We start from the raw sequence: 19,124 nt of genomic DNA on the forward strand, positions 1-19,124 counted from the left end.
TTAGGCGCGCGCGGGTTTCGGCTGTTTGGGGCGCGCCCCAACATTGCCAGCCCAGACAGATCCCAGCACAATCAGCGCACCAAGGCTTTGCAGCGGGCTCAGCCCCTGCCCAAGCACCAGCCAGCCCAGCATCACCGCGCTCAGCGGGCTGAGGAAGCCCAGACCGGTGATCGCTTCCGGGCCCAAACGGGCAATGCCGCGGAACCACAGGTAATAGGTCAGTGCAGCGCCGATCAGCCCCAGCCAGACCAGGCCTGCCAAGGCCTTCGCATCCGGTACCGGAAAAGCGGGTTCAAAGATCAGCGCTAGTGGCACCAGCAGCAGCCCCCCTGCGGTCAACTGCCAGGCGGTGAAGGTCAGTGGCGGCACCGGTGGTTGCCACTTGCGGGTCAGCACCACACCCAGCGCCATCGATCCGGCGCCCCCCAGCGCGGCCAGCACGCCCAGGGTGTTCAACCGGGCATCCGGCCCAAGGATCAGGAGCGCTACCCCAAGGATCCCGGTCAGCGCGGCGGTCAGGGACAACGGCGACAGCGCAGCGCCTAGCAACCGATGCGCCAACAGCAACACGATCAACGGCTGGATCGCACCAAGCGTGGCGGCCACCCCGCCCGGCAGCTGATAGGCGGCCACAAACAAGGCCGCCCAGAACAGAGTGAAGTTCAGCGCCCCCAGAATGAACAGACGGCCCAGCCAGGCCACGGGCGGCAGCTGGCGCACCAGCACCAGTAGCAACAGCCCCGCAGGCAATGCCCGCAGTGCCGCCACCGTCAGCGGGTAGCCATCCGGCAGCAATTCAGTGGTGACAATATAGCTGCTGCCCCAGATCGCCGGGGCCAGAGCAGTGAGCATCAAATCAGTTTTACGGGTCATCGGACAATTCCTATCCTTTTATCTTGACGTCAAGATATTCGCATTTAGCTTGACGTCAAGATAGTTTGCTGAAAATCTGCTAACCATGGATCACGTCGACAGAATTTTGGCGCAATGGGCCGCCGAACGCCCCGACCTGCAGCTGCTGCCCATGGCTCTTGTCGGCCGCAACAAGCGACTCGCCCAGGCTTTGGGGCATGGGATGGAAACCGTGTTCAAGGCACATGGGCTCAACTCAGCCAGCTTTGATGTGCTGGCCACTCTGCGGCGTTCCGGTGCGCCCTACGCGCTGACCCCGTCGGAACTGATAGACTGGACGATGGTCACCTCAGGCACGATGACCAACCGGCTGGACCGTTTGGAGGCACAGGGCCTGATCGAACGGGTGAAATCCGCGACTGACGCGCGCAGCGTGACCGTGCAGCTGACCGATGCCGGGTTCCAGCTGATTGAGGGTTGTGTCAGCGAACATGTCGCCAATCAGCACCGTCTGACAGCGGGGCTAACCGCCGACGAACAGGCGGAGCTGTCGCGACTGCTGGGCAAATTGCTGGCAGGTGTGGAAAAAGCTCAGAGCTTGGACTGAAAGCTCATCTGCAAACCACCGGGCAGCGTCAGGAAATAGATCCGCTCACCATGGGCATCCATCGGGCCCTGCGGCTCCAGCCCGTTTTGGCGGGCCTCTGCAGCCATCGCATCTGCATCATCGACAACAAGCTGCAGCATGGTGCCTGCCGGCATCTCATCGCTGGCATGCCAGAACTCAGCCCAGCTTTTTTCGTCATCTGTTGGGAATATCGTGCCCGGAAACCCCTCCGCCTCGGGGAAGTGTTTCGGGGAAAGGCCAAGGCCCCGGAGGGCCTTGGCAATGCCCTCGGCCTCAGCTTCTGGTGCCACATGGGCGAAGCGGAGGCCGAGCAAAGCCATCTTAGTGCCCCAGGATCTGGCTGAGGAACAGTTTGGTCCGATCGCTCTTCGGGTTGTTGAAGAACTCTTCCGGCTCGTTCTGTTCCACGATCTGGCCCTGGTCCATGAAGATCACGCGGTTGGCCACCTGACGGGCGAAGCCCATCTCGTGGGTCACGCAGAGCATGGTCATGCCCTCTTCGGCCAGTTCGATCATGGTGTCGAGCACCTCTTTGATCATCTCTGGGTCAAGCGCCGAGGTGGGTTCGTCAAACAGCATGATGCGCGGCTTCATGCAGAGCGAGCGGGCAATCGCCACACGCTGCTGCTGACCACCGGACAGCTGGCCCGGGTACTTGTTGGCCTGATCCGGGATTTTCACCTTCTCAAGGAAGTACATCGCCGTCTCAATCGCCTCTTTACGGGGCGTCTTGCGCACCCAGATCGGGGCGAGGGTCAGGTTTTCCAGAATGGTCAGGTGCGGGAACAGGTTGAAGTGCTGGAAGCACATGCCAACTTCGGACCGGATCTTATCGATGTTTTTCAGATCCGAGGTCAGCTCAGTCCCGTCAACGATGATCCGCCCCGCCTGGTGTTCTTCCAGACGGTTGATGCAGCGAATCAGGGTCGATTTACCGGAGCCCGAGGGGCCAGCGATAACGATACGCTCGCCCTGGTTTACGGTCAGGTTGATGTCGCGCAGAACGTGGAACGCACCGTACCACTTGTTCATGTTCGAGATTTCAATCGCAACCTCATCCGAGACTTGCATCTTGGAGCGGTCGATATCGCGGTCTACAGCAAGATCAGACATATCATGATCTCCTTAGTGATGGTCAGTTCTGAGCTTGCGCTCAAGATACATGGAGTAGCGGGACATGGAGAAACAGAAGATGAAGAACAGCACAGCAATGAAGCCGTAGAGTTCCCAGACAATCCCGTTCCAATTGGAGTCCGCGCGGATGGCGTTGGTCAGGTTCAGCGGGTCAAACAGGCCGATCACCGACACCAGCGTGGTGTCTTTGAAAACGCCGATGAAGGTCGACACGATCCCAGGGATCGAGATCTTCAGCGCCTGCGGCATGATGATCAGGCGCTGTGCCTGCCAGTAGTTCAGACCAAGCGAGTCGGCCCCTTCGTACTGGCCTTTCGGCAAAGCGGCCAAACCACCCCGGATCACCTCGGCCATATAGGCCGATGCAAACAGAGTCACCATGATGAACACGCGCATGATGATGTCAAAATCCGTACCCGGAGGCATGAAGATGTTGAGCAGCGTCGATGCGACGAACAACAGGGTGATCAGCGGTACACCACGGATGAACTCGATGAAGCCAACGCAAAGCGATTTGACGATCATCAGATCCGACTGACGGCCAAGCGCCAGAACGATCCCGATCGGCAGCGACAGGCCAATGGCCACAACCCCGATGGTGATCGACAGCATGAAGCCACCAAACTTACGGCTTTCGACCGGCTCCAGGCCCAGCGGGATGATATCCGCCAGCAGCCCCGCAACAGGGGATGCAAGGAAGAGCCACCAGAGGATTGCAGCGGCGACCGATCCAATCACGGCAGCTAGGCTGCCCGCGACCCCATCGATGACACGATAGGCGGCATAGCCCACACCGAAACCAGCGGCGACGGCGATGGGCGACCAGATCGACCCGCCCCACAGCAGGAACGGCAGCAGGAAGGGATAGGCCATGCTGAGGTAGATCAGCTTGCCCGGGACCTTGTCTGCAAACAGAACCGGTGCCAGTGCCACGATCAACAGAACAAAGGCCAGAACCGGACGCCAGCGCAGATCGGCTGTGCCTTCTTCCGAACCGTTCGGGTAGAAGCCGAACATCAGCTGCTCCCAACGTTCCGAGATCACGCCCCAGCAGGCGCCTGCCAGATGGCCTTCACGGCCCATGTTGTGCAGGATTTCCCGGCACTCATTCAGCGACCCTGCCGCCCAAGTGGGCACCATCGCCCAGGAGAGCAGACCATAGAGGGTGTAGAAGATGAACACCCCCGAGATCACTGTCAGGATCGAGTTCCAGACGCCCGAGAACAGGTTCTCACGCAACCAGCCGACAACCCCAACCGAGCTTGCTGGCGGATCTTGTTCCGGCAGCATCTCAGTGCGAACAAAAGATACGTCGCTCATATTACCGCTCCACCAGTTTGACGCTGTTGTTGTACCAGTTCATGACCATCGAGATCAGCAGGCTGATTGCCAGATAGATGCTCATGCCCATCAGAACGGTTTCAAGCTCACGGCCGGTCTGGTTCAGCGTCACGCCCATTAGCGTGCCGGTCAGATCCATATAGCCCACCGCAATTGCCAGCGAAGAGTTCTTGGTCAGGTTCAGGTAGTTCGAAATCAGCGGCGGGATGATGACCCGCAGCGCCTGCGGCAGGATCACCAGGCTCATCGTCCGGTTGGGACGCAGACCCAGTGCCGACGCGGCTTCGGTCTGACCCTTGGAGATCGCAAGGATACCTGCACGCACGATTTCAGCGATAAAGGCTGCCGTATAAAGCGACAGAGCCAACCACAGCGCAATCAACGAGTTACGCATGTGAATGCCACCTTTGAAGTTGAAGCCTTTCAGCTCCGGGTAGCCAAGGTGGAAGCCCAGTGCGATCAGCACAGCGCCGGTCGGGATCACAACAGCGCCCAGGCTCAGGTACCAGGTGGTCGGACGATCACCGGTGCTTTCCTGAATCGCATCTGCGCGGGTTTTGATCTTGCGACGGATGAACAGGCCAATGAACAGCGCTGCCAGAACCGCAATCAGATCCAGCGAGATGTCAAACCGCAGGCTGTGTTCGCCAAACAGGTGGATGTTGCCAAGGCTGTTGGAAAACAGCGGCTCGGGCACATACACACCACGGTTGGTGATGGCCACACTGTCTGCCAGATTCATGGTCGCCTCGGGGGTTTCGCCCCGGAACGCCCGCGGTGCCGGCAACGTTTCGATCAGGATCGCCATGATGAACACGATCCACAACAGCAGCGGCACGTTGCGGAACATTTCAACATAGATCGTCATCAAACGCGAGATGAGCCAGTTTTTGGAAAGGCGCAGAACGCCGATAATCACACCCAGAATAGTGGCCGTGATACAGCCCAGTACCGCCACCAGCAGCGTGTTCAGGATGCCAACAAAGGCAGCACGCAGGTGGGTGGCCTGGGAATCATATTCGATAAGACGTTGGTTGATATCATAGCCTGCCGGTTCGCTGAGGAAACGGAAGCTAGGTTCTTTGCCAAGCGCCTGAAGGTTCTGGGCGGTGTTGGAAATCAGCCAGCCGATCAGAACCATGAAGCCGATCATCGCGATGACCTGGATGGTCAACGAGCGATACCGGGTGTCGTAAATCAGCATAGATAGCCGAAACGACTCCTTCGGAGGGTCGGTGAGTGTTGTCATTTGGGATGTCCCCGTCTGTCGACCTTGTTGTTTTCACTGGCCTTTTTTTGCGGCCTATTGGTCGAACTTTTACCTGTCAGTTAGTCAAAGGGCGCGGCCTTGGCCGCGCCCTTCATTACCAGATGTCCTTAACGGAACGGCGGCGAGTACAGCAGACCGCCGTCTTTGTAGGAAGCGTTCAGACCGCGCGACAGGGCGATCGGGGTTGCTTCACCGATGTTCTTCTCGAACAGCTCACCGTAGTTACCGCCGGCGGCGATTGCTTTAACGGCCCAGTCAGCTTCCAGACCCAGCATTTCGCCCAGGGTACCCTCGGTGCCCAGCAGACGGTTGGTTTCCGGAACGTCGGTGCCAGCTGCCAGCTCAGCGATGTTGGCCGAGGTTACACCCAGCTCTTCAGCCGAGATCAGCGCGTTCAGGGTCCAGCGTACAACGTCACCCCATTCGTGGTCACCGTGGCGGACCAGCGGGCCCAGCGGCTCTTTCGAGATGATTTCGGGCAGAACAACGTGGTCACCAGGTGCTTCGAAGGTGGCGCGGGTAGCGGCCAGGCCCGAAGCGTCGGTGGTGTATACGTCACATGCGCCAGCCAGGTACTGCTGCTGTGCTTCTGCGTTGGTTTCGATCGGAACCGGCTCGTAGCTGATGTTGTTTGCGCGGAAGAAGTCCGCCAGGTTCAGCTCGGTGGTGGTACCAGTCTGGATACAAACGGTGGCGCCGTCCAGTTCCTTGGCCGAGGATACACCCAGCTCTTTCGGAACCATGAAGCCCTGACCGTCGTAGTAGTTCACGCCAACGAATTCGAACTTCAGGTCGACATCGCGCGAGAAGGTCCAGGTGGTGTTACGCGCCAGCATGTCGATCTCGCCGGAGGCCAGAGCGGTGAAGCGGGTTTTACCGGTGGTGGGAACGAATTCAACTGCCTGAGCGTCGCCCAGTACAGCTGCTGCAACGGCGCGGCATACGCCAACGTCGAAGCCATCCCAGTTGCCGTTTGCGTCAGGCGCTGCGAAACCAACCAGACCAGTGGTCACGCCGCAGTTCAGCTTGCCGCGTGCTTTCACGTCGTCGAGGGTCCCGGCTGCTGCGGCACCGGCTGCCAGGCCAGCAACGGTCAGCGCGCCAAGAAATACGGATTTTTTCATGTTTACCTCTTCCTGATTATCCGCCCTGTTGATGGACGGTTATGCTTCGGCCCCGGTTCGGGCCGAGGGCGATAAAGCCGGGGGCAGCCCCGGCAATGTCGAAACATTGGGCGGATTCATCGCAAAAGGTCAACCCGAAGATCACAAAAACCGAAGCATTCGTATAGTTTCCCCCAGGGAAACGGGAAAAAGTGCTGCAAATACAGGGGTCAGCTGAGGTCGAAGAATCGTTTCGCGTGAAGAAATTCACTTTTCTTCACAGCAGCTTGTTCCGCCGCTTCTTCGTCAACGCCCCACTGCTCTTCCTGCCAGGTTTCGTCAATCCGCGACAAGGCCCAAATTGCGTCAATCTCCTGTTGGTTGAACGCCGCTGCAAAGGCTAGAACGAGGGAGCCTGAAATGCCAACGAGATCATGGAAGCCAGCCAACTTAAAGTTGTTCATTTCGTGAACGCGCGCCGCCAAGATGTCCAATGCGGCTTGATCCTGCGCGACATGCATCACGCCCGATCCAATCGCCAGACGGGCGCCCAATTCGGCCTCAGCCCAATCCAGCATCGGATCCCAGGCCGCGGCCTGACGGCTGATCAATTCCTGCGGAGATGTGGCGCGATAGCACAGAAGATCCGTGCCCCCATATTCCGCCAGCATGTCTGCGACCTCAGCCTGCTGTGTGGCGACCTTGTCCAGCGCCGAATTCGCTGTCCGGGTAAAGGGCATTTTGGCTGGATCTACTTCGCCTTCTTGGGCGTCCCATTCAGCCGCAATGGCCTCAGCCAACCCTTTGGTGGGGAGAATCACCTGCGTTTTGGCCGGGGTCCGCACCGGGCGACCATCCAACTCGACCCGGAAACCTCCCTCAACCTCGGCAACGGTGGCCTCTTTCCAGAAGCGTTTTGGCTTCATGATGCTCATTTATCGCTCTCCCAAATCTGCGCAATCACCTGCGGCAAAGCGCGAAAGTCACTGATGACATGATCCGCCAAGGGCGCCAGTCGCGCCGTGTCGTGATAGCCCCATTCAACGGCAATTGCCGAAACCCCTGCGGCGCGGGCCATTTCCATGTCAAACACCGTATCGCCAATCATCACGGCCTGCTCCGGGGCCAGGCCCATTTCGGCCAGTGCCGTTTCGATCATCGCCGGATGCGGCTTGGAGGGGTGATGGTCTGCGACCTGCTGGGTCAGGAACATCTTTTCCAACCCATGCCCCGCCAACAGGGCATCCAGTCCACGGCGGGATTTCCCTGTGGCGATTCCCAACAGGTAGTGATCCACCGCCGCCAATTCTTCCAACACCTGCCGGGCATGGGGGTAAAACGGCGAGGATTGTGCCGATCCCTGCGCGGCCCTGATCTGCATATAGGCCTGTTTGTACCCCTCGACGACCGCGGCCTGATCCGCCGCGGATAGCGCCGGCGCCAGCTGCGCCACGGCAACCGGCAGGGACAGCCCCACGATGCTCAGCGTCTCTTCACGGCTGGGGGCCGCCAGATCCATCGCCTCAAACGACCGGGTCATGGAGGCGACAATATGGGCCTGACTGTCAACCAGCGTGCCATCCACATCAAAGAGGATCAGCCGCAGATCAGCGCTCATCTGAGGCCCTCAAACGGGTCGTGTTCGATCAGGTCTTCGGACCAGCCCAGCGTTTCCCAGCTGTGCGCCATATGTTCAGGCAAAGGCGCTTCGATCGATGTCACCTTGCCGGTCACCGGATGCTCAAACTGCATTTGGCGCGCGTGCAGGTGCAGCTTCTTCGAAATGGCACCACCCAGCTGAGCGCCCCAACCGTCGCCCAGATTTTCCTGACCCGAGCCACCGTATTTGCCATCCCCGATGATCGGGTGGCCAATCTCAGCCATATGCGCACGCAGCTGATGGGTGCGGCCGGTCACCGGCTCCATCGCAACCCAGGCCGCGCGCCCCGCCACACGGTAAAGCGTGGCATAAAGCGTATGCGCCCGTTTGGCGCCATCGGTCCGGTCCACATCACGCGGGTGCACGCAGATCATCTTCTCACCTTCGCCGTGGCGGCCATGACCCGGCGCTTTCACCAGACCATATTTCACCTCACCCAGATAGGGGGTCGGCACTCCGGCAACCAACGCCCAATAGATCTTGCGCGTTTGTTTGTGACGGATCGCACCGGTCAGGGCCTGCGCAATCTGACGGGTCCGCGCCAGCAGCAATACGCCCGAAGTGTCCTTATCGAGGCGATGCACCAGCCGCGGTTTTTCCTCAAACCCAAACTTCAGCGCCTCAGCCAGACCATCTACATGACGTTTCTGCTTGCTGCCGCCCTGGGTCGGCAGGCCCGCCGGTTTGTTGATCGCGATGATATGGTCATCACGGTAGATCACAGAGGACTGGATCAGCTTTTCATCCGCTGGCGAAATCTTGGGTTTGGCAGGTTCAGCGGGCTGTTCCCCCGCCTCTGGCAGCGGCGGAATACGCACGGTCTGACCGGTTTCCAACCGGGTGGAGGCCTTGACCCGGCCGCCATCGACGCGCAGCTCACCTTTGCGGCACATCTTCTCAATGCGGCCCTGCGCAACATGCGGGAACATCCGTTTCAGCCAGCGGTCCAACCGCTGATCGCCGTCACCCGGCCCCACTGTGATCATCTGTACCCGGCTCATGCCAACACCCATCGCATCAAGTAAACGCCTGCCACCAGTGCCGCCAGCGAACAGATCACCGACAGCCCAACATAAAGCGCCGCCCACCCCAGCTGTCCGCGTTCGAACAGCGTGTAGGCTTCCAAAGAAAAGGCCGAAAACGTGGTAAAGCCGCCCAAAATTCCCGTCATCAAAAACGGGTTCAGCTGGCTCAGACCTTTCTGACCCAGATAGACCACACACATCCCCATCAGGCCCGAGCCCAGCACATTCACAAACAACACGCCCAGCGGAAAACCAGACCCCAGTAGTTTGAAAATGGCCACACCCGAGAGATAGCGCATCACGGCGCCCAAGGCCCCGCCAAGGGCCACATGGAAAGCGGTGGTCAACATGGCGCCCCTCCTGCGGGTTGAGGGGTGAATTGTCAAGTTTTGCAGCGCGGTTGCCGCCTATGCCCCGGACGCATAGCAATCTGATGTGTTGCAATTTGAGTATTTATAAAACAGTGAAAGCGCCTTCATCGTTTCCCAAATACTCATCTGCCCCTCCCTATCCGCGCCGCTAATCGCCGCGCTTACGCCGGAGGTTCTCAAAATACTCCAGCCGTTTTTTCAGATCACGCTCAAACCCACGTTCCACCGGTTGATAAAACTGTTCCCGCGGCATGGTTTCGGGGAAGTAGTTCTGGCCCGAAAACCCATCTTCGGCGTCATGGTCATAGGCGTAGCCCGTGCCGTAGCCCTGATCCTTCATCATCTGGGTTGGCGCGTTCAGGATGTGTTTTGGCGGCGGTTCTGAGCCGTGTTTTTTTGCGGCACGGCGCGCCGCCTTATAGGCCATGTAGCCGGCGTTGGTCTTTGGCGCGAGGGCCAGATAGATCACCGCCTGCGCCAGCGCCAATTCCCCTTCGGGAGAGCCGAGGCGTTCATACGCCTCCCAGGCGTGCATGCAGATGGTCTGGGCCTGTGGATCTGCCAACGCGATATCTTCGACCGACATGCGCAGCAAACGGCGCGCCAGATAGCGGGGGTCTTCGCCGCCTTCCAGCATACGCGCATACCAGTAAAGCGCCGCATCAGGATCTGAGCCGCGCACCGATTTATGCAGCGCTGAGATGAGGTTATAATGTTCCTCACCGGATTTATCGTATTTGGCCGCACGTTTCATCAGCCGGTTTGACAGGGCTTCACGATCCAGCGGTGCATCGACCTGCCAGGCGGCAACCTGTTCGATCAGATTAAGCAATGCACGCCCGTCGCCATCGGCCATCTCCAACAACGCGTCGCGCGCGTCCTTGTCCAGTGGCAATTGGCGGTCCAGCTCGGCCTCTGCGCGGGCGGTCAGCGCTTCCAGCTCCTCCGGTGACAGACGTTCCAGCACCAGCACCTGTGATCGGGACAGAACCGCGGCGTTCAATTCAAAACTGGGGTTTTCCGTGGTCGCCCCAACCAGGAGGATGGTGCCATCCTCCATATAGGGCAGGAAGCCATCCTGCTGCGCCTTGTTGAACCGATGGATCTCATCCACAAACAGCAGCGTGCCCTGCCCGTTCTGACGCCGGATCTTGGCGGCCTCAAAGACTTTGCGCAGTTCCGGCACCCCGGTGAAAATCGCGCTGATCTGGACGAAATGCAGATCCGTTTCATCCGCCAGCAACCGCGCGATGGTCGTCTTGCCCACCCCAGGCGGCCCCCAGAAGATCAGCGAGGACAGGCTGCCAGATCGCAGCATCACGCCCAGCGGTGCCTCCTCGCCCAGAACCTGCTGCTGGCCGATCACCTCGGACAGGGATTTGGGCCGCAACCGGTCCGCAAGCGGGCGCGGCGCTGTATCCGCCACGGGTGCGGGGGGGGCAGATTGAAAAAGATCAGCCATGGGTCAGAGTCTGAACCGGATCTGTACCCGCTGCAACCCGCGTTGCACCACAATGGCGACGCGGCGGCTGGCCTGATCCAGCGCTTCGGCCACGGCCTCGGGGCTGTCTGTTTCCACACCGTTGATGCCCAGCACCAGATCGCCCGTGCGCAGCCCAACCTGCGCGCCGTAGGGGCCCGGATCCTCAATCACCACGCCCGATGTGTCAAACCGCAGCCCATATTGCGCAACCACTGCCGGGTTTACCTGCGACAATTGCAAGCCGGGCAGCGCAGCGCCCTTGTTAAGCGTCAAGGTGGCGCGCGGCGGATCCTCCGGGGCGAGGACCAGTGACACATCAACATCCTGCCGGCTACCATCGCGGTACAGCGTCACCGGCACCGTGCTGCCCAGCCCCGCAACGGACATGCGAAAAATCATCTCCTGCGGGCTGTTCACCTCAGCGCCAGCAACCAGCTGGATCACATCGCCTGCCTGCACGCCAGCGGCGCGAAACGGGCTTGCCGCATGCAGGCCGGAAATCAGAACCCCGCCGGGCCGGTCCAGCCCCAGACTCTCGGCAATATCATTGTCGATCGTTTGCCCGCTCATCCCGGCCCAGGGACGCTGGAAGGTCTCAAACCCCTGACGGGCCTGCGCCACAAACTGCGCCACCAGATCGGAAGGAATGGCAAACCCCACTCCGTTTGAACCGCCCGAGCGCGTCAGGATGGAGGTGTTCACCCCAATCAGCGCGCCATTCACATCAATCAGCGCCCCGCCCGAGTTTCCGGGGTTGATCGCCGCGTCGGTCTGCAGGAAATAGCCCCGCGCCGCCCCCGTGGCGACACCGGATCTCGCCAGACCAGAAACGATGCCGCTGCTGACAGTCTGGCCGATCCCAAAGGGGTTGCCGATGGCCAGCACCAACTCCCCAACCTCCACCGCGCCGCTGTCACGCAGTGGCAGGTAGGGCATTTCAGGGGCGTCTTTCAGTTTCAGGATCGCCAGATCGCTGTCTTCATCCGCCAGCACCACCTCAGCCGCATATTCGCGCCGGTCCTTCAGCACCACGCGAATATCCGTTGCGCCGCCCACCACGTGGAAGTTCGACACCACATAGCCATCCGCCGACAGGATCACGCCCGATCCGAGCGAGTTCTGCACCTGGGGGCGGCTTTCGCCAAAATCCCGGAAGAAATTGCGGAAGAACGGGTCGTTCTGAAACGGGCTTTGACGGGCCTGTACGATGCGTTTCGCGTAGATGTTCACAACGGCAGGCGCGGCCTGTTTGACCAAAGGCGCAAAACCCAATGCGATCTCGGCCTGTGTTGTAGGGATCTTGGTCTCAGCCACCGCAGGTGTGATCACCGAGGTGATGCCAAGTGAAAGGGCAAAAACGAATGCGGGCAGCGTGCGCAACATGAGGATCCTCTAAATCAATCTTGCAGATGATATGCGGCCGGCCCGTTGCGAATGCAAGGCGGACCGGCCGACCGGGGAGAACCCTTTATATTCTTGGGCTGAAATCAGCCGGCTTTGCGCATCGGCATGGCCCGGCGGGTGTCCACCGCCTGTGCCAGACGGCGCAGCATGAATTCGGTATCCTCCCAACCAAGGCAGCCATCAGTGATCGACTGGCCGTAGACCAGCTTCTGGCCTTTCACCAGATCCTGACGGCCCTCAACCAGATTGCTTTCGATCATCACACCGGTGATGCGGCGATCGCCTGCCTCCATCTGGCCGGCGATGTCTTCCAGCACGGCGGGTTGCTTCAACGGATCCTTGCCGCTGTTGGCATGGCTGGCGTCAATCATCACATGGGGGCGAATGCCGTCCTGTTCCGCCATCCGGCAGGCCGCATCGACTGAGGTCGCGTCAAAGTTGGTGCCGCCACCACCGCGCAGGATGATGTGGCAATCCGGGTTGCCATTGGTCGCGGCAATCGCTGCGCGGCCGTTTTTCGCCAGTGCCATGAAGTGATGCGGATGCGCCGCCGAACGAACCGCATCAATGGCTATTTGCACGTTGCCACGGGTGCCGTTTTTGAAGCCAACCGGGCAGCTGAGGCCCGAGGCCATTTCCCGGTGGATCTGGCTTTCAGTGGTGCGCGCACCAATGGCGGCCCAGCTGACCAGATCGCTGATGTATTGTGGCACGGCGCTGTCCAGGAACTCTGTCCCAACCGGCAGGCCCATCTGATTCACATCAATCAGCAGCTGGCGCGCCACCTCAAGACCGGCATCGATGCAGAAGGATCCATCCAGACCGGGATCGTTGATCAAACCCTTCCAGCCCGAAATGGTGCGCGGTTTTTCAAAGTAGACCCGCATGACAATCTCCAGATTGTCGCCCAGCTCCTCACGCAGCGGCTGCAGCTTTTTGGCGTAGTCTACCGCGGCTTCGGGATCGTGGATCGAACAGGGGCCGACCACAACGATCAGACGGTCATCGTGCCCATGCAGGATCTTTTGCACCGCTGTGCGGCCGTCCAGCACAGTGCGGATTGATTTGGCGGTGATCGGCAGCTTGGCCGCCAGTTCATCGGGGGCGCGCATTTCCATCATATCGGCGATGCGCAGGTTTTCGGTTTGGGTGGTCATGTTGCGGCGTCCTAGATTTTGTCTGTCTGGATGCCCCCTTGGTCCTGAACCTTGGGCGGATACAAAAAGACCGCCCGGAGGGGGCGGTTCGTTTGGTATCTCTGGTGCGTATGTTCTGGTAATTCAGTACGCGCAGACCCCTCCGACCGCCGGATGGCTCGGATAAAAGTAATACCAAAAAGATGCGGTCTGGTAGGTCATGCCCAGACGCTAACGGCGATTCGGGATTCTGTAAAGGCGGAAAAAACAGCGCGATTTTAGGGGTTTGGTGATGACACCCAGAAACTGCGCGCTACCTCTGTCAGGAAATGACAGGACCTGCCTGATGCCAAACCCACCTGAAACCCGTACGCTCTACAATGCGGAGTGTCCAATCTGCAACGCTGAGATTTGTCACTACGCGGCCTATGCCGAGGCCCGCGCCCTGCCCCTGGGATTCGAGGATCTGAACCGCGTGGATCTGTCAGACTGGGGCGTCAACGCCGAGGACGCGGCCAAGCGTCTGCACGTGCTGCATCAGGGGCAGCTTTACGTCGGTTTTGACGCTTTCCTGATCCTCTGGGCACAGCTACCGCGATACCGGTTTGCGGCGCGATTGGGCCGCCTGCCCGGGGTCTATCAGATGGCCTCTTGGGGCTATGAAAAACTCGCTGCGCCCTGGCTCTACAACGCGCATAAGAGGCGGCAGGCGCGGCAAAGCACGACATAGAAAAACCCCCGCACCATTTCTGGTACGGGGGCAAAGGTCCGGTCGAATGACCGAGGATCTTATTCGTCAGCCGCTGCTTCTTCAGCTGCAACGCGGGCTTTGTCAGCCGCGCCTTTGGCGTCGACGTCACGATCAACGAATTCGATGATCGCCATCGGTGCCATGTCGCCATAGCGGAAGCCGGCCTTCAGGATACGGACGTAGCCGCCCTGACGGTCCTTGTAGCGCGGGCCCAGAACGTCAAACAGTTTGGTGACATACTGGTCCTGCTTCAGCTTGGAAGCTGCCTGACGACGGGCGTGCAGATCGCCACGTTTCGCCAGAGTGATCATTTTTTCGATGATCGGGCGCAGTTCTTTTGCTTTCGGCAGGGTGGTTTTGATCTGTTCATGTTCGATCAGCGAACCGGCCATGTTCGAGAACAGCGCTTTGCGGTGTTCATGAGTACGGTTCAGGCGGCGGTAACCACGAGCGTGACGCATTGTTTATCTCCTAAGTCTTGCGTTTTTGCTTTGTCAGGCCAGCGATGCGTGTCGCGGGCTCTCCTTGGGGTCTTGTGACCCAGATGGTCCCCGGCAGGCCCGGGCATTTGCAACGCAGGGCGGCCCATTGGACCGCCCCGGTATTCTGAATGGCTTAGAAAGCGTCTTCGAACTTCTTCGCCAGATCTTCGATGTTGTCCGGCGGCCAGTCCTCGACATCCATGCCCAGGTGCAGGCCCATGCCCGACAGAACTTCTTTGATCTCGTTCAGCGACTTGCGGCCGAAGTTCGGGGTGCGGAGCATCTCGGCTTCGGTTTTCTGGATCAGGTCGCCAATGTAAACGATGTTGTCGTTCTTCAGGCAGTTGGCCGAACGTACGGACAGTTCCAGCTCGTCCACTTTCTTCAGGAGAAGCGGATTGAACTCGAGACCATCGTCTTCGTCCTGACGGCCAGCGGCTTCGGGCTCTTCGAAGTTTACGAAGATCGACAGCTGATCCTGCAGGATGCGCGCCGCAAATGCGATCGCATCTTCCGGGGTGATCGAACCGTCGGTTTCCACCTTCATGGTCAGTTTGTCATAGTCCAGAACCTGACCTTCACGGGTCGGCTGAACGTCATACGAAACCTTTTTGACCGGCGAGTAGATGGCGTCGATCGGCATCAGGCCGATGGGCGCATCTTCCGGCTTGTTACGGTCCGCAGGGACGTAGCCTTTGCCGGTGTTGACGGTCAGTTCCATGTAGAGATCGGCACCATCGTCCAGGTGGCAGATCACGTGTTCCTTGTTCAGGATCTCGATGCCAGCGCTGTCCGAAATGTCACCAGCGGTCACAACTGCCGGACCTTTGGCGTTGATCGACAGGCGCTTGGGGCCTTCGACTTCCATGCGCAGCGACACACCTTTGAGGTTCAGAACCACATCGGTTACGTCTTCACGCACACCAGCAACGCTGGAGAATTCATGCAGAACGTTGTCAATCTGAACGCTGGTGATGGCTGCGCCCTGCAGCGAGCTCATCAGAACGCGGCGCAGCGCGTTGCCCAAGGTCAGACCAAAACCGCGTTCCAGCGGCTCGGCAACCAGGGTTGCCTGACGAGTCGGGTCGTTGCCCGGCTTCACGTCAAGCTGGGTCGGCTTGATCAATTCTGCCCAGTTCTTGTGGATCATGCGTCCCTCCATTCCTGTTCTGTCCCCATGTCCCAAAGACAGAACGCCCGAGGTTTCAAAATGACATACTGGGGCCGCGTCTCAGACACAGCCCCAGTCTTAAAAGCTGGATTAAACCCGGCGGCGTTTCGGCGGGCGGCAGCCGTTGTGTGCGATCGGGGTTACATCACGGATCGAGGTGATGTTGAAACCAATCGCGGCCAGTGCGCGCAGAGCCGATTCACGGCCCGAACCGGGGCCCTGAACTTCAACTTCCAGGGTTTTAACACCGTGTTCCTGCGCTTTTTTGCCTGCATCTTCAGCAGCCATCTGAGCGGCATAAGGGGTCGACTTACGCGAGCCCTTGAAACCCATGGTGCCAGCAGACGACCACGAAATGGCGTTGCCCTGCACGTCAGAGATCAGGATTTTGGTGTTGTTGAAGCTGGAGTTTACGTGTGCAACGCCAGCTGCGATGTTTTTGGAGACCTTTTTCTTGCCCCCACGACGGGTATCACGTGCCATTGGTAGCTACCTCCCTTACTTCTTCTTACCGGCAATGGCCTTTGCGGGGCCTTTGCGAGTACGAGCGTTGGTGTGAGTACGCTGACCGCGAACCGGCAGGTTACGACGGTGGCGCAGGCCACGGTAGCAGCCCAGGTCCATCAGGCGCTTGATGTTCATGGTCACTTCACGACGCAGGTCACCTTCAACGGTGTAGTTGGCGTCGATGTGCTCACGAATGGCCAGCACTTCGGCGTCCGACAGTTCGTTGACGCGACGGGTGAAGTCGATGTTTACGGCTTCGCAGATTGCTTCTGCCGAGGTCTGGCCGATGCCAGTGATGTAGGTGAGGGCGATCGGGACCCGTTTAGAGGTCGGGATGTTAACGCCGGCGATACGTGCCACGTGTCACTTTCCTTTTCAGTTGCGGTTCCGTAGTTCCAGAACCTTTTTTCACAACATCAAGCCCGGCGGGATATCACCGGGCCTTTGCTGATCTAGGTGGTCTGTATCCCGGCCAAAGCGCCGCGACACAAAATGATTCTCTCAAAGAGATGTTGGTACTTATGAAGTTTCCCAGAGGAGGTCAAGCAGCGAAAGGGTTTCAGCCTTATGAAACACGTCAAACTGCGCCCCTGCGACCTAGACGAAACACCTTGTCAACATTCAGGCGTCCAGCCGCGGAAGTGGCGGCTCATTATGCAGCCAGCTGAGCCTCGCTGGAAGTGGGCCGCTGAACAGCAAAAACCCCCGGCGATCTGCCAGGGGTTTCCAAAATCTTTACCGACGTGATTAGGCGTCCAGCACCTTGGCGATGTCGGCGGACACGGTTTCGATGTCGTTCAGACCATCCACCGCGGTCGACAGGCCTTTGGCCCAGTAGTAGCCGATCAGCGGTGCGGTCTTTTTGTAGTATTCCGTCAGACGGAAGCGCACGCTTTCTTCATTATCGTCAGCACGCGCCTCTTTACCGGCGGCAACCGCTTCGGCAGCGCGGTTCACGATACGCTTCACCAGCGTTTCATCATCCACCTGCATTTCGATCACGGCTGCCAGGCTTTCGCCCTGCTCTTCCAGCAGTTCAGCCAGCGCATCGGCCTGCGGCAGGGTGCGTGGGAAGCCATCAAAGATGAAACCGCCCTTTTTGTCGCCCTGCAGTTTTTCGCGGATCAGGCCAATGACGATCTCATCCGTCACCAGACCACCACGGTCCATCACCTCAGCAACAACTTTGCCCATCTCGGTGCCACTGGATCTGGCTTCGCGCAGCATGTCGCCGGTAGAGAGCTGAATCATGTTGCGATCTTCAACGAGTTTCGCAGCCTGAGTTCCTTTACCCGCGCCGGGCGGTCCAAGCAGAATAATGTTCATCGACGAGACGGTCCCTTACGATTGCGTTTCTTACCTTTGCCGCGCAGCTGAGATTTTTCAATCAAACCTTCGTACTGGTGGGCCAAAAGATGGCTTTGCACCTGCTGGATGGTGTCCATGGTCACCGACACAACGATCAGCACCGAGGTACCACCGAAGTAGAAGGGGATGGCCAGCTGGCTGCGCAGGATTTCCGGCAACAGGCAAACCGCCGCCAGATAGGCCGAACCCAGAACCAGCACACGGGTGGTGACGTATTCCAGATACTCAGCGGTTTTCTTGCCCGGGCGCACGCCTGGGATAAAGCCGTTCTGGTTCTTCAGGTTGTCTGCAACATCATCCGGTTTGAAGGAAACGTTGAAGGTGTAGAAGAAGGCGAAGAACACGATCATCGCCACGAAGAACAGCAGGTAGAGCGGCTGACCGGGGCCGAAGTAGGCCAGGATGGTCGACATGACCGGACCGGTTTGGTTGCCCGAGAAGGTCGAGATCGTGGTCGGCAGCAGCAGGAGCGACGAGGCGAAGATCGCCGGGATCACACCCGCGGGGTTCACTTTGATCGGCAGGTGGCTGGAGCCACCGTCATAGACCTTCATGCCCACCTGACGGCGGGGGTACTGAATGTGGATCTTGCGCAGCGCTCGCTCCATGAAGACCACAAAAGCAATGGTGCCTACGACCATCAGCAGCACGCCGATGATCACACCGGGGCTGATGGCGCCCGAACGGCCTTGGCTCAGGAACTGGGCCAGTGCTGCGGGAACCTCGGCGATGATGCCGACGAAGATGATCAGAGAGATGCCGTTGCCGATGCCGCGCTGGGTGATCTGCTCGCCCAGCCACATCAGGAACATGGTGCCACCCACCAGGGTGATCACACAGGAGGCCACGAAGAACCAATAACCAATGTCGGCCTGCACCAGATCACCGGTGTAAAGGCTGACCGCCAGACCATAGGCCTGCACGGTGGCCAGGAACACAGTACCGTAGCGGGTGTACTGGTTGATCTTCTTGCGGCCCTGTTCGCCCTCTTTCTTCAACTGTTCCAGCGCCGGAACCATCGAGGTCAGCAGCTGAACAATGATCGAGGCCGAAATGTAGGGCATAATGCCAAGGGCAAAGATCCCCATCCGCCCCAGCGCACCACCGGTGAACATGGAGAGGATCCCCCCAAGACCGGCCGCTGCACCTTCCATGAACTCACGGAGGGCGTTGCCGTCGATGCCGGGAACGGGAATGAAGGTGCCAAGGCGATAAACAATCAGAAGGCCCAGGGTGAACAGGATGCGGCTGCGCAGCTCAGTCGCCTTGCCGAAGGCGGACCAGCTGGTGTTCGCTGCCATTTGTTCTACTGCAGATACCATGCGGCGGTCTCTCTTATATGACAACGCCGCCAAGAGCGTTTTCCAGCTCCGGCGGCGTTCTTAGGAAAACTGGGATCTTATGTAAGCGGCTAAGGCGCCGCTCACAACCCGTTAAC

General features: G+C 59.3%; 21 protein-coding genes. 2 read left to right on the forward strand and 19 right to left on the reverse strand.

Annotated elements, in window-relative coordinates; genetic code table 11:
- On the reverse strand, positions 1–873 hold the full coding sequence (locus ACORLH_RS18345; protein WP_321829808.1) for an EamA family transporter: 873 nt from the start codon (positions 871–873) through the stop codon (positions 1–3).
- A gap of 85 nt (positions 874–958) precedes the next feature.
- Here ACORLH_RS18345 and ACORLH_RS18350 point away from each other — a divergent pair, with 85 nt between their 5' ends.
- Complete coding sequence (locus ACORLH_RS18350; RefSeq protein ID WP_321829809.1) at positions 959–1,459, forward strand: MarR family transcriptional regulator; 501 nt, start codon at positions 959–961, stop codon at positions 1,457–1,459.
- Here ACORLH_RS18350 and ACORLH_RS18355 read toward each other — a convergent pair.
- From ACORLH_RS18355 to ACORLH_RS18410, 12 genes are all read right to left on the reverse strand, one after another.
- Complete coding sequence (locus ACORLH_RS18355; RefSeq protein WP_321829810.1) at positions 1,444–1,800, reverse strand: hypothetical protein; 357 nt, start codon at positions 1,798–1,800, stop codon at positions 1,444–1,446. The genes ACORLH_RS18350 and ACORLH_RS18355 overlap by 16 nt on opposite strands.
- A 1-nt stretch (position 1,801) precedes the next feature.
- The gene (locus ACORLH_RS18360; RefSeq protein WP_058245123.1) at positions 1,802–2,593 is read right to left on the reverse strand and encodes an amino acid ABC transporter ATP-binding protein; all 792 of its coding nucleotides are present in this window, start codon (positions 2,591–2,593) and stop codon (positions 1,802–1,804) included.
- A 12-nt stretch (positions 2,594–2,605) separates the two neighbouring features.
- Entirely contained in the window at positions 2,606–3,934 is a 1,329-nt protein-coding gene (locus ACORLH_RS18365; protein WP_321829811.1) for an amino acid ABC transporter permease, read from the reverse strand.
- Position 3,935: 1 nt separating this feature from the next.
- Positions 3,936–5,204: an ABC transporter permease subunit gene (locus tag ACORLH_RS18370; RefSeq protein WP_321829812.1), complete on the reverse strand. Its 1,269-nt coding sequence runs from the start codon at positions 5,202–5,204 to the stop codon at positions 3,936–3,938.
- 128 nt (positions 5,205–5,332) lie between these two features.
- Positions 5,333–6,349 carry an amino acid ABC transporter substrate-binding protein gene (locus tag ACORLH_RS18375; RefSeq protein ID WP_058245126.1) on the reverse strand — a complete coding sequence of 339 codons (1,017 nt, stop codon included), beginning with the start codon at positions 6,347–6,349 and terminating at the stop codon, positions 5,333–5,335.
- A 209-nt stretch (positions 6,350–6,558) separates the two neighbouring features.
- A complete protein-coding gene (locus ACORLH_RS18380) occupies positions 6,559–7,263 on the reverse strand; it encodes an ATP12 family chaperone protein (RefSeq protein ID WP_321829813.1) in 705 nt (234 codons plus the stop codon).
- Positions 7,260–7,946 carry an HAD-IA family hydrolase gene (locus ACORLH_RS18385; protein ID WP_321829814.1) on the reverse strand — a complete coding sequence of 229 codons (687 nt, stop codon included), beginning with the start codon at positions 7,944–7,946 and terminating at the stop codon, positions 7,260–7,262. The genes ACORLH_RS18380 and ACORLH_RS18385 overlap by 4 nt, the downstream gene beginning before the upstream one ends.
- Positions 7,943–8,989 carry an RluA family pseudouridine synthase gene (locus ACORLH_RS18390; RefSeq protein ID WP_321829815.1) on the reverse strand — a complete coding sequence of 349 codons (1,047 nt, stop codon included), beginning with the start codon at positions 8,987–8,989 and terminating at the stop codon, positions 7,943–7,945. The genes ACORLH_RS18385 and ACORLH_RS18390 overlap by 4 nt, the downstream gene beginning before the upstream one ends.
- Entirely contained in the window at positions 8,986–9,363 is a 378-nt protein-coding gene (gene crcB, locus ACORLH_RS18395) for a fluoride efflux transporter CrcB (RefSeq protein ID WP_321829816.1), read from the reverse strand. The genes ACORLH_RS18390 and crcB overlap by 4 nt, the downstream gene beginning before the upstream one ends.
- A gap of 169 nt (positions 9,364–9,532) precedes the next feature.
- Entirely contained in the window at positions 9,533–10,846 is a 1,314-nt protein-coding gene (locus ACORLH_RS18400; protein ID WP_321829817.1) for a replication-associated recombination protein A, read from the reverse strand.
- Positions 10,847–10,849: 3 nt separating this feature from the next.
- Positions 10,850–12,250: a trypsin-like peptidase domain-containing protein gene (locus ACORLH_RS18405; protein WP_321829818.1), complete on the reverse strand. Its 1,401-nt coding sequence runs from the start codon at positions 12,248–12,250 to the stop codon at positions 10,850–10,852.
- A gap of 104 nt (positions 12,251–12,354) precedes the next feature.
- Positions 12,355–13,428, reverse strand: a complete 1,074-nt coding sequence (locus tag ACORLH_RS18410) for a 3-deoxy-7-phosphoheptulonate synthase (protein WP_321829819.1) — start codon at positions 13,426–13,428, stop codon at positions 12,355–12,357.
- A 325-nt stretch (positions 13,429–13,753) separates the two neighbouring features.
- Here ACORLH_RS18410 and ACORLH_RS18415 point away from each other — a divergent pair, with 325 nt between their 5' ends.
- Complete coding sequence (locus tag ACORLH_RS18415; protein ID WP_321829820.1) at positions 13,754–14,137, forward strand: DUF393 domain-containing protein; 384 nt, start codon at positions 13,754–13,756, stop codon at positions 14,135–14,137.
- 59 nt (positions 14,138–14,196) lie between these two features.
- On the opposite strand, the gene rplQ is transcribed toward ACORLH_RS18415, so the two are convergent.
- The 6 genes from rplQ to secY all read right to left on the reverse strand — a co-directional run bounded on the left by rplQ (position 14,197) and on the right by secY (position 19,008).
- Positions 14,197–14,619, reverse strand: coding sequence for a 50S ribosomal protein L17 (rplQ, locus tag ACORLH_RS18420; protein WP_058245134.1), 423 nt, complete (start codon positions 14,617–14,619; stop codon positions 14,197–14,199).
- 154 nt (positions 14,620–14,773) lie between these two features.
- A complete protein-coding gene (locus ACORLH_RS18425) occupies positions 14,774–15,790 on the reverse strand; it encodes a DNA-directed RNA polymerase subunit alpha (RefSeq protein ID WP_058260789.1) in 1,017 nt (338 codons plus the stop codon).
- A 111-nt stretch (positions 15,791–15,901) separates the two neighbouring features.
- Positions 15,902–16,294, reverse strand: a complete 393-nt coding sequence (rpsK, locus tag ACORLH_RS18430; RefSeq protein WP_058245136.1) for a 30S ribosomal protein S11 — start codon at positions 16,292–16,294, stop codon at positions 15,902–15,904.
- Between the two features lie 15 nt (positions 16,295–16,309).
- Positions 16,310–16,678, reverse strand: a complete 369-nt coding sequence (gene rpsM, locus ACORLH_RS18435) for a 30S ribosomal protein S13 (protein WP_321829821.1) — start codon at positions 16,676–16,678, stop codon at positions 16,310–16,312.
- A gap of 387 nt (positions 16,679–17,065) precedes the next feature.
- Positions 17,066–17,644 (reverse strand): adenylate kinase, encoded by a 579-nt coding sequence (locus ACORLH_RS18440; protein WP_321829822.1) that lies wholly within the window; start codon positions 17,642–17,644, stop codon positions 17,066–17,068.
- A complete protein-coding gene (secY, locus tag ACORLH_RS18445) occupies positions 17,641–19,008 on the reverse strand; it encodes a preprotein translocase subunit SecY (protein WP_058245139.1) in 1,368 nt (455 codons plus the stop codon). The genes ACORLH_RS18440 and secY overlap by 4 nt, the downstream gene beginning before the upstream one ends.
- Positions 19,009–19,124: the final 116 nt, after the last annotated feature.

This window comes from Thalassovita sp. (assembly GCF_963691685.1).
Taxonomy (GTDB): Bacteria; Pseudomonadota; Alphaproteobacteria; order Rhodobacterales; family Rhodobacteraceae; genus Thalassobius.